The organism is Micromonospora endophytica (assembly GCF_003236305.1).
GTDB classification, from domain to species: domain Bacteria; phylum Actinomycetota; class Actinomycetes; order Mycobacteriales; family Micromonosporaceae; genus Micromonospora; species Micromonospora endophytica.
The window spans coordinates 1-8,763 of record NZ_POTX01000241.1; the positions used below are offsets into that span (position 1 = coordinate 1).

An 8,763-nucleotide genomic window follows, 5' to 3' on the forward strand; every position below is an offset into this window, starting at 1 on the left:
GCCTGAGGGGGTGGTGAGGCGGGCGGTTCGGGGGGTGATGACTATGTTCTTGTCAAGCCCTCCAGTAGCCGGACCAGGCCGTAGACGATCACGAGCGCGGGAGCGAGGACAACGAAGAGGGGTGCTTTCGGCATGCGGTCGATCGTCATCCGCCCGCGGCCCGGAAAGTCGCCGACGTCGGCGATGTTTCCCCTCACCCGCAAGACCCAGTACGGGACGTGTGAGCAGCTCATGCGACTCGACGACGAACCCGCCGAGGTGGCGCGGGCCGGGCTGGTCGAACATGTCGCGGTTGCGGGCGATGTCGGTCTGGTGATCACGGACCCATCGGACGAGACCGCTCACGGCCTGCTGCAGTGAGTGGCCGAGTGGTGGGCGGTGGCGAGTCCGCGCGCAGCGTTTTCACTGGGCTGGACACCGCGCCTGAGCGACTGGAGTACCGACTGGCCACCGTCCGGCTCGATGCCGGTCCAGGCGGAACCCGCCTGGGCCGGACCGAACAGGTGACCTTTCTCCGCTACACCGGTCACGGCAGCACGGACCTGGCACACCTACGCGGCGGAAGCGTCCGGCAACTGAACGGGCTCGACGCAGTGCTGCGGTCCACCCGTACCTGATCGGTGGCACGCGGGCACCGTTGAGCATCCTGAGTCAGCCAGGTGACTCGTCCCAGGGATCCACGACGGGGATGCCGGTGTCGGCGAAGTCCTTGAGGTTGCGGGTCGCGAGGGTGGCCACCTGGGAACGACAGATGGCGGCGATCTGCGCGTCGAAGCCGTCGATCGGGTGGCCGGCGTTCTCGCGGCTGGCGACGATGTCGGCGTACGCGCTGGCCGCGGCGATGTCGAAGGGAAGAACCTGCCGTGGGAAGGCGGCGAAGATCTCGTTGGCCGCCTGGTGCAACGACTGCTGGCGTCGCCCTTCGGGCAAACGGGCGATGCCGTAGCGGATCTCGGCGACAGTGATCGTCGTGGTGTAGAGGCCGTTGTCCGAGTTCGCCCGCAGCCACTTGAGCACCGCGTGAGCTGGCTCAGCGCGCATGAGTTCGGAGACGACGTTCGTGTCGAGGACGATCATTCGGCCAAATCCGCCGCTCGGGGTGGCGCGTGTCGCTCCGGTATTTCCAGATCCACACCGCCGAGTTGCTGAAACCGCTCGGTCAGTGCACTGAAGAGATCGGTTCGCGGCGCATCCTCGGCGACAGCGGTGGTCAGGATATCCCGGATCTCGGCCTCCATCGATCGACCGTGCCGAGCCGCGCGGAGGCGGAGCTTGTCTTTCACCGCGTCGTCCAGATCGCGGATGCTGAGGGCAGCCATCGCTCGCCTCCTTCAGCTCAGGGCCAATCTGATAGCAATGCTAGCGCGCAAAGGGCGGCTGACGAGCCGCCAGTGTTGGCGGCCCATCGATCCTTCAACGAGCGTGATCATGGTTGCGTGCCGAGGTGAACGGATGCGGCGAGCAACTGGTGCACCAGCCCTGCTGCCGGCGTGTTAATAGGGGGCCCTTCCTATACACGAGGCGTTAATAGGGGGACCCTCCTTAGCACCTACAGGGAAGCGCGGGCGGAGAAGGCGATGCTGGCGAGCAGGAAGCCGCCGTTGACGACGGTGAACGCCACGATCACCCAGAAGACCAGCGCCGGAGCGAACGCCAGGACCAGGGCGGCGACGAAGATTACCGCGCCGTAGTCGCGGACCAGCTTCACCAGGCGTACGGGCAGGCTGGTCGAGGTGACCATGCTGGCGGCGTTGGGGCCGGACTGCATGACCGAGGTGACCAGGTTGACCATCCAGGTGCCGGCGAAGGTGGCCACCAGCCAGACCGGCGTCTCCGGGCGCTGTGCCACCGCCACTGCGGAGAGGGCGGCCACCAGGGCGATCTGGGCGGCCACGTCGCAGAGCACGTCGACCCGGGCACCGGCGGCGCTGCCCTGCCCGGTGACCCGGGCGAGCTGACCGTCGGCGCAGTCCAGGGCGTACGCGATCTGCCAGCCGAACAGGGCGGCCAGGCCGACCACCCAGGCGGGGGTGTCTCCGGCGGCGACCGGGCCGGCGAGGGCGACCACGGTGGCCGAGGTGGCCAGGCCGAGGATCAGGTTGGTGATGGTAAGCGCGGTGGGGCGTAGGCCGAGCCGCTGGGCGACCAGCGCGAAGACCGCGCCGATCCACTGGCTGACCGACTCGCTGAACAGGCCACCACCCCGGTTGACCCGGTGGAAGTCGGCGACGGTGGGGCGGGTCGGCTCAGCCAAGGTGCTCACGGAGGGCGTCATCGTAGTCTCTCAGCCGGGTACGAAGATCGTCAGCGGACAGCGCGAGGTGTTCGAGGATGGTGTAACGGTCTGGTCGGGTGTTCGGCGCGAAGGCCACCGCCTCGACGAACTGCTCGTCGGTGAGCCCGAGGTCGCCGGGGCGGGTGGAGAGGCCGTGTCGGTGCAGACAGCGGGCGAGCTGGCCGAAGCGTTCCAGGTCGTCCCGGAGGAAGGTGCAGAACAGCGCACCCAGGCCGACCTGCTCCCCGTGTGAGCCGGTGCCGGGGTAGAGCCGGTCGATGGCGTGCGAGATCTCGTGGTCGCCGCCGCTGGCCGGCCGGGTGGAGCCGCACACCGAGCTGGCGATGCCACCCAGGATCAGCGCCTCGGCCAGAGTGGTGAGGAAGCCGTCATCGGTGATCTTGCCGGGGTGGTTGAGCAGCGCCTCGGCCCCGGTCCGCGCCAGCGTGACGGCCAGCCCGTCGATCGGCTCGTCGCGTACCTGGTGGGCCAGCTCCCAGTCGGCGCAGGCGTTCAGGTTGCTCACCGCGTCACCGATGCCGGCCTGGGTCTGCCGGTCCGGCCCGTTCTCCACGAAGTCCAGGTCGACGATTACCGCGATCGGGATGTGCACCCCGTAGGAGCCCTTGCCGCCCTCGTGGTCCAGGGAGGCGGTGGGCGAGGCGATGCCGTCGTTGGCGAGGCTCGTCGCCACGCTCACCATCGGGATGCCGTAGCGGGTGGCGGCGTACTTGGTGGTGTCGATGGTCTTGCCGCCGCCGATGCCGACCACCGCGTCGTACGGGCGGCGGCGCAGCCGGTCACCCAGCTCGTTCGCGGCGTCGATGGTGCCGCCGGTGACGGTGAACACGTCGGCCGAGCCGAGCGTTGGCCGGCACAACTCGACGACCTTCTCGCCCTGCCCGGGCCCGACCACCACCGCCACGTCGCCACCAGCGGAGATTCTCCGGTCGGCCAGCAGGTCACCGAGGTTGGCCACCGCGCCCCGGCGGACCTCGATCGCCAGCGGCGTGGTGACGGTACGGGCTAGTAGCGGCATGCGATCTCCCGCGCCCGGGTCAGGTCGTCGTGGTTGTCGACCTCCACCCAGGCGACGTCGCCGATCGGCGCGGCCCGCACCTCGCCACCCCGGTCGGCGAACTCCTGGTAGCCGTCCTCGTAGTACAGGTTCGGGTCGCGCCGCCAGGTCGCCTCCAGCGCGTCGGCGAGCGCGTCGGCCACCTGCGGCTCGATCAGGGTGGCGCCGATGTACTCGCCGTACGCCTCGCCGGGGTCCATCAGCTTGGTGATCCGGGTGAGCTGGCCGGCGGCGTCGAAGGTGGTCTTCATCTCCTCCTCGGCCAGCGCCTTGACGGTGTCGATGGCCAGCAGCACGCCGGGACCGCGCTCGGACAGCAGCGTCTTCTCGATGCTCACCGGGTGCACGGTGTCGCCGTTGACCAGCAGCACCCCACGGGCGAACCACTCGCGGGCCAGCCAGAGGGAGTACGCGTTGTTCCACTCCTCGGCCTTGTCGTTCTGCACGAGGGTGAGCGTGACGCCGTACTTGCGCTCCAGGTCGGCCTGGCGTTCGCGGACCGCGTTGGCGGCGTAGCCGACCACCACCACCACGTCGGTCAGCCCCACCTCGGCGAGGTTGCGCAGGGCGATGTCGAGGATGGTGATCTCGCCATCCACCGGCACCAGGGCCTTGGGCAGGGTGTCGGTGTACGGGCGCAGTCGGCGGCCGGCTCCCGCCGCCAGCACCATTCCGACCATGCCGACATCGGTTCCTGTTCTCGGGGCAGTCACCGAAGGAGGATAGCGCCGCCCGTGGCACGGCCGTCGTCGGTCAGCCCGGCAGCGCCGTGGTCGGCTCTCGCCCGGCGGCGCCAGCTCAGCCCGGCAGCGCGGCCAGGTCGGCGAGCAGCTCAAGTCGCTCCGCTGCGGTGAGGGTGGCGTACGGACCGGCGGCCCGGCGGTCGGTCTCCAGCTCGATGGCCCGCCGCTGCGCCCCGTCGGGCAGCTCGGTGATGCTGGGCGGGGTGTGTCCGGCGGCCTCCCACGCCGCGGCGTGCGCGTCGGCCCGGTGATACCGCAGCGTGCCGAGCCGGTTGAGTAGCAGCACGCCGGCTGGGGTGCCGTCCGGCTCGTGCGGGGGTGCGAGCGCGGCGAACGCCGACCCCGACCCCGGCCCGTCACCGTCGCCGGCCCCGCTGTGCCCGGCCCCGGCGGACCCGGCTGCCAGCTCCGGCGCGGAGGCGGCGGCCAGCAGGCGGCCGGCGATCTCCGTCAACCGGAGCACCCGGTCTTCGTGCCCGGCCCACAGCTCCTCGGTCACCTCGGCGTGCACCTGGTACAGCTCGGTGAGGAAGGCCAGGCCGCGTTCGGTGGCGGTGAGCGCTCCGTCCGGTGCCCGGTGCACCATGCCGTACGCGACGTGCCGGTCCACGATCCGCCGGCAGGCGATCGGATCCCGGTAGCGGGTGACGGCGGCGAAGCCGGCCCCGTCGACGGTGCCACCGGGTATCGCCAGCCGGGTGCGTAGCTCCACCAGGAAGCCGGTGGCGGTCGGGCCGCCGTACCGTTGGCTCAGCTCGGCCCCACCGCCGTCCCGGCCGGCCTGCATGGCGGCGATGCACACCCGGTCGACGGCGGGCGCGACGAGCGCGGCGTGCCGGTGCGGTGGGAGCCCGACGCTGTCGCTCACGAACCTGTCGGCCCCAGCAGGACGAAGGCCCGCTCCGCGATCCGCCGGATCAGACCGTCGTTGACGTCGCGGTGTTCGTCGAGCAGGTCCAGGTCGTCGGGGCCGAGCCAGCGGTACTCGGTGTGCTTGCCCGCCTCCAGCACCGGCGCGGTCAGGTCACCGTCGACCCGGACCAGCCAGTCGGTCTCGACCCTGGGCAGACCGTCGTCGCCGACGTAGCGGTATTCGCCCACCTGCTCGAGGATCTCCACCACCCGCCAGCCGGTCTCCTCGGTGACCTCTCGGCGCAGGGCGTCCTCGATGGTCTCGCCCGGTTCCAGGTGCCCGCCGACGATGTCCCAGCAGTTGGCAAAGAGCCGGCGGTGTGGGGATCGGCGCTGGAAGAAGAGGCGTCCCTGGGGGTTGACGATGAGCGCTCCGGCGCAGTGCAGCGGCTCCGTGGGCACCCAGAAACAGTAGCCGCCGGTCAGCGGGCCTGCTGACGTGGTCCGTTCCGCCGGTGTGATCCGGCGGCCCCGGGGGTAAGGGTTCCCCTGACCGGCACGGCCGACCGTGTCGGTGGGGAGGTCACCATGCGCGACGCGAACCGGTTGGTCGAGCAGCAGTACGCGATGCTCCTGCGGCGGGACGTGGCGCGCCTGCCGGAGCTGTACGCCACCGACGCCCATTACGCCATGCCCGGTGTGACGGTGCGCCCGTCGGAGTTGCCGGCGCTGCTGCGTACCTGGACGGGCGCCTTCCCCGATCTGCAGGTCGACCCGCTCGGCGCGGTACGCACGGCCGGCGGCGCGGCGGTCGAGCAGCGGCTCACCGGCACCCACACCGGGGTGCTGCACACGCCGTTCGGCACCGTCGCGCCCACCGGCCGCACCGTCTCCTGGGAGGTGGTGGACGTGGTCCGGGTGCGCCGGGGCCGGATCGCGGCGTGGCGGTCCTACTTCGACTGGGGGCAGTTGATCGCCCTGCTCGGCCTGCGGGTGGCGGGGTTGTCGCGGGTACCGCAGCCGGCCTTCGGGGCGCGGTTCCGTCGACCGCAGCAGGAACCGCTCGGCCTTACGGCCTGATTTCCGGCACAGCCGGCCGATGGGCGGGTGTCCGGTTCACCCGACTCGGTGGCTCAGGATGCGGACATCGCCGTGCCGTCCGCGTCCGGCCCGCCATCGCCCGTACGCTGAACAGCCATGACCGCCGAGCAGCTGATCTCCTTCGCCCGTGGCGCGCCCTCGCTGGACATCGTCGATGTCGAGGGGCTCAAGGCCGCCGCCGTCCGCGCCTTCGACGCCGACCCCGCCGGGGTGACCGCGTACGGCACCTCCGTCGGTTACCTGCCGCTGCGCCGGTGGATCGCCGAGAAGCACGGGGTCGAGGCGGACCAGGTGCTGATCACCAACGGTTCGTTGCAGGCGGACGCCTTCCTCTTCGACCACCTGGTCCAGGCCGGCGACGCGGTGGTGGTCGAGCGACCGACCTACGACCGCACCCTGCTCAACCTGCAGCGTGCCGGCGCTGAACTGCACGGGGTGACCATCGAGCCGGACGGGCTGGACACCGGCGAGCTGCGCAAGCTGCTGGAGGCCGGAGTGCGTCCCCGGCTGGCGCACATCATCCCGAACTACCAGAACCCGGCCGGCGTGACGCTCTCCCTGGAGAAGCGTCGCGAGCTGCTCGACCTCGCCGCCGAGTACGGCTTCACCATCTTCGAGGACGACCCGTACGCCGACATCCGGTTCCGCGGTGAGCCGCTGCCGTCGATGCTGTCGATGGACACCCGCAACGTCGTGGTGCACGCCTCCAGCTTCACCAAGACCGTCTGCCCGGGTGTGCGGGTGGGTTACCTGGTGGGCCCGGCGGACCTGATCGCCGACATCGCGAAGAAGGCCACCAGCCTCTACATCTCCCCGGGCATGGTCTCCGAGGCGATCGTGCACCAGTTCTGCGTGTCGGGTGACATCGAGCGTTCCATCGAAACGGTCCGGGCGGCCCTGGGTGAGCGGGCCGGTGTGCTCGCCGAGTCGCTGCGCCGGCACATTCCCGAGGCCCGGTTCGTGGAGCCCGACGGCGGCTACTTCCTCTGGGTCGAGCTGCCCGAGGACGTGGACGTCGACAAGCTCGCCCCGGCGGCGGCCGAGCGCGGCGTCGCGGTCGTCAAGGGCAGCGACTTCGTCATCGACGGCGGGCGGCACGCGCTCCGGCTGGCCTTTTCGGCGGTCACCGCCGATCGGATCGACGAGGGTGTACGGCGTCTGGCCGAGGCCATGGCAGCCGTACGAGGCTGAATTTCTGTCGGATTTCTGACAGAAGCGGGATCCGGTGGGTTCAGGGACTCCCGCTGGCCCGGCTGGCGGCCGACAATGCTGCGAGCGTCACCGACCACGCGTACCGGATGACAAGCCGGCCCTCGACGAGCCGGCTGCCCGCCACGCTGGTGGGGGCGCGACCAGCACAACCCCCCGCCCCCACGGCGCCGGGCGGACCGGATCGCCCCTCACCCCCCCGATGCGGTCCGGTCCGTCCGGCGCCACCCCTCGGCGTCCGACGCACCTCGACGATCGGCGCGGCGGCGTAACCTGCAAGCCGCAGCCGAGCGTGGGAGGGGGCGAGATGACGGATCGGATCCAGCGGGGACGGGGCGCCGCCACGAACGGCCAGCGGGCGACCACCGAAAGTGGTTCGACTGCGGACGGCGGCCGGATCCTGCGACCCCGCAGCTGGTCACCGGTACGCGCGGTGACCCGCCGGCTCAACCCCGACGGTGCCCAACCCGTCACGCATCCGACCGCCCCCTCGCGCAGCGCGATCGTGGACTGCGCGCTCTACCTCGACGGGCAGCGGCAGACCGGTGACTGGGATTACGCCGAGGCGCTGGCCGCGGCCCGACGCGCCGAGACCGGCTTCGTCTGGCTCGGGTTGCACGAGCCGGACCTGGCCGAGATGACCGAGATCGCCGCGACCTACGGGCTGCACGAGTTGGCCGTCGAGGACGCGGTGAAGGCGCAGCAGCGGCCCAAGCTGGAGCGCTTCGGCGACGTCAGTTTCCTGGTGCTGCGGACCGCCCGGTACTGCGAGCACACCGAGCTGACCGAGACCTCCGACGTGGTGGAGACCGGGCAGGTGATGCTCTTCATCGGTCCGCAGTTCCTGATCAGCGTCCGGCACGGCGACGCCTGCCGGCTCGCCCCGGTCCGGGAGGAGTTGGAGGCCCGACAGGAGCTGCTGTCACACGGCCCGTGGGCGGTGGCGTACGCCATCACCGACCGCGTGGTGGACCTCTACCTGGAGGTCGCCGACCGGCTCGAAGACGACATGGACGCGCTGGAGGCGGAGGTCTTCGACCGCCAGTCCAGCGGCCGGATCCAGCGGATCTACCAGATGAAGCGGGAGTTGGTGGAGTTCAAGCGGGCGGTGATGCCGTTGCAGCGACCGCTGCTCGCGCTCACCACGCAGATGAACCGCGAGGTGCCCAAGGAGGTACGCCGCTACTTCCGCGACGTGCAGGACCACCTCAGCCGCACCGTGGAACAGGTCAACTCCTACGACGACCTGCTCAACTCGATCCTCCAGGCGCGGCTGGCGCAGGTGACCGTCGACCAGAACAACGACATGCGCAAGATCGCCGCTTGGGCGGCCATCGCCGCGGTCTGGACCGCCATCGCCGGCATCTACGGCATGAACTTCGATTTCATGCCCGAGGTGCACTGGATCTACGGCTACCCCGTGGTGATGTCCCTGATGGTCACCATCTCGCTGGCGCTCTACCGCTGGTTCCGCCGCAACGACTGGCTCTAACCCCACCCCGCCC

The 8,763-nt window shown here is 70.6% G+C and carries 12 protein-coding genes; 5 read left to right on the top strand and 7 right to left on the bottom strand.

Going from position 1 to position 8,763, the window contains the following annotated elements:
- Positions 1-132 precede the first annotated feature (132 nt).
- Together C1I93_RS25150 and C1I93_RS25155 are read left to right on the top strand one after the other, a co-directional pair.
- Positions 133-360 carry a hypothetical protein gene (locus tag C1I93_RS25150; protein WP_111245762.1) on the top strand — a complete coding sequence of 76 codons (228 nt, stop codon included), beginning with the start codon at positions 133-135 and terminating at the stop codon, positions 358-360.
- On the top strand, positions 357-617 hold the full coding sequence (locus C1I93_RS25155; RefSeq protein ID WP_181445318.1) for an SRPBCC family protein: 261 nt from the start codon (positions 357-359) through the stop codon (positions 615-617). The genes C1I93_RS25150 and C1I93_RS25155 overlap by 4 nt, the downstream gene beginning before the upstream one ends.
- A gap of 34 nt (positions 618-651) precedes the next feature.
- Here the strand turns inward: C1I93_RS25155 and C1I93_RS25160 are convergent, their stop codons facing one another.
- The 7 genes from C1I93_RS25160 to C1I93_RS25190 form a co-directional block, all read right to left on the bottom strand.
- Positions 652-1,077 (bottom strand): type II toxin-antitoxin system VapC family toxin, encoded by a 426-nt coding sequence (locus C1I93_RS25160; protein WP_111245763.1) that lies wholly within the window; start codon positions 1,075-1,077, stop codon positions 652-654.
- Positions 1,074-1,319 (bottom strand): FitA-like ribbon-helix-helix domain-containing protein, encoded by a 246-nt coding sequence (locus C1I93_RS25165; protein WP_111245764.1) that lies wholly within the window; start codon positions 1,317-1,319, stop codon positions 1,074-1,076. The genes C1I93_RS25160 and C1I93_RS25165 overlap by 4 nt, the downstream gene beginning before the upstream one ends.
- A gap of 230 nt (positions 1,320-1,549) precedes the next feature.
- Positions 1,550-2,263, bottom strand: coding sequence for a CDP-alcohol phosphatidyltransferase family protein (locus C1I93_RS25170; protein WP_181445319.1), 714 nt, complete (start codon positions 2,261-2,263; stop codon positions 1,550-1,552).
- Entirely contained in the window at positions 2,247-3,314 is a 1,068-nt protein-coding gene (locus C1I93_RS25175) for an iron-containing alcohol dehydrogenase family protein (protein ID WP_111245766.1), read from the bottom strand. The genes C1I93_RS25170 and C1I93_RS25175 overlap by 17 nt, the downstream gene beginning before the upstream one ends.
- Entirely contained in the window at positions 3,302-4,033 is a 732-nt protein-coding gene (locus tag C1I93_RS25180; protein ID WP_111245767.1) for a phosphocholine cytidylyltransferase family protein, read from the bottom strand. Before C1I93_RS25180 ends, C1I93_RS25175 begins: the two co-directional genes overlap by 13 nt.
- Before the next feature lie 118 nt (positions 4,034-4,151).
- A complete protein-coding gene (locus C1I93_RS25185; RefSeq protein WP_111245768.1) occupies positions 4,152-4,964 on the bottom strand; it encodes a hypothetical protein in 813 nt (270 codons plus the stop codon).
- Complete coding sequence (locus C1I93_RS25190; RefSeq protein WP_181445320.1) at positions 4,961-5,410, bottom strand: NUDIX domain-containing protein; 450 nt, start codon at positions 5,408-5,410, stop codon at positions 4,961-4,963. The genes C1I93_RS25185 and C1I93_RS25190 overlap by 4 nt, the downstream gene beginning before the upstream one ends.
- Before the next feature lie 126 nt (positions 5,411-5,536).
- Here C1I93_RS25190 and C1I93_RS25195 point away from each other — a divergent pair, with 126 nt between their 5' ends.
- The 3 genes from C1I93_RS25195 (at position 5,537) to corA (ending at position 8,750) form a co-directional block, all read left to right on the top strand.
- The gene (locus C1I93_RS25195; RefSeq protein ID WP_111245772.1) at positions 5,537-6,028 is read left to right on the top strand and encodes an ester cyclase; all 492 of its coding nucleotides are present in this window, start codon (positions 5,537-5,539) and stop codon (positions 6,026-6,028) included.
- A gap of 117 nt (positions 6,029-6,145) precedes the next feature.
- Positions 6,146-7,240, top strand: a complete 1,095-nt coding sequence (locus C1I93_RS25200; RefSeq protein WP_111245769.1) for an aminotransferase-like domain-containing protein — start codon at positions 6,146-6,148, stop codon at positions 7,238-7,240.
- A 325-nt stretch (positions 7,241-7,565) separates the two neighbouring features.
- Positions 7,566-8,750 (top strand): magnesium/cobalt transporter CorA, encoded by a 1,185-nt coding sequence (corA, locus tag C1I93_RS25205; protein ID WP_111245770.1) that lies wholly within the window; start codon positions 7,566-7,568, stop codon positions 8,748-8,750.
- Positions 8,751-8,763 lie beyond the last annotated feature (13 nt).